This is a genomic window from Leptospira ognonensis (genome assembly GCF_004770745.1).
Lineage (GTDB): Bacteria > Spirochaetota > Leptospiria > Leptospirales > Leptospiraceae > Leptospira_A > Leptospira_A ognonensis.
Genome location: NZ_RQGD01000029.1, coordinates 1 through 934, shown reverse-complemented (window position 1 = coordinate 934; position 934 = coordinate 1). Strand labels below are relative to the sequence as shown.

Annotated in this window: 2 protein-coding genes; both read right to left on the bottom strand. The window is 34.8% G+C overall.

Annotated elements, in window-relative coordinates; genetic code table 11:
• Positions 1 to 117 precede the first annotated feature (117 nt).
• Complete coding sequence (locus EHQ58_RS10010; RefSeq protein WP_135623767.1) at positions 118 to 477, bottom strand: DUF3027 domain-containing protein; 360 nt, start codon at positions 475 to 477, stop codon at positions 118 to 120.
• 51 nt (positions 478 to 528) lie between these two features.
• Complete coding sequence (locus EHQ58_RS10005; protein WP_135623766.1) at positions 529 to 810, bottom strand: hypothetical protein; 282 nt, start codon at positions 808 to 810, stop codon at positions 529 to 531.
• Positions 811 to 934 lie beyond the last annotated feature (124 nt).

Here is a 934-nt window from a genome sequence, read left to right as displayed (position 1 = left end):
CGCCTTCTTGCAGAGCAAGAAGCGTGACGGAGGACAATGTGCCTTTAGGCCGAGCGAGGGCGACAGTCCCGAGCGTAGCGTGTCAGCCGCAGTTATACGAAGTTTGCAACAAATCATTCAAATTTCTTTTTTGAAATTTGGACATCCACTTTTAACATTAACTATTTTTTTATCAAAATTACTAGATTTATTTGAGCAAACTCCATAATCCAAGAAGTTATAACTTGCGTTTAATCGGATATAAAACTTGCAGTTAGTGCAATTGCCTAAGAGGGGATCTTCGAAAGAACTTCCCCATCTTTTAGTTGTTTCTTCACTAAAAGTAATTTCTTCATTATCATCCTCTGATAAATCCTCAACAGGTTCATCACCGTTAGTAATTATGTAATTTTCATTTTTATAATACAAATAATTGTCTTCAATCCTGATTGCCCATTCAGGATCTCCGGTAACCATTACCATAGATTGGAGTTTCATTTCGTTTGAAAAAATAATTTTTAATTCAGGTACTTCTCCAGTTAGTTCAATTTATTTTATAGACGTGCCAATTAGTTTTTTAATTCCGTCACCAATTTCCGGAATCTGATTTGAACTTCCGAATAAAACTTTTGTTTTATATTCAACTCGCCAATCCCATTCAATTTGTATGCATGATTCCCCTTTTTTATGATTTTGTCTCAAACCTTTAAAGTCTTGTATTGTACCCAATTCCAAAAAAATTGCGGAACCATAACCTTGCCATGCTAAATTTATAGGTAAGTTTACAACGGTATTAATTTTATTTTTAAATTCATCTAAAGATATTTTCATGTACTGACCTTATTTTTTTTTGAAAATATAATCTATTTTTTTGCCGGAAATTTCGTATAACGAACTAGGCTACACGACGTTGTCCGTAGCTGAGCCTTCGGAGAAGGCGTTAGCGTCGGCGCGT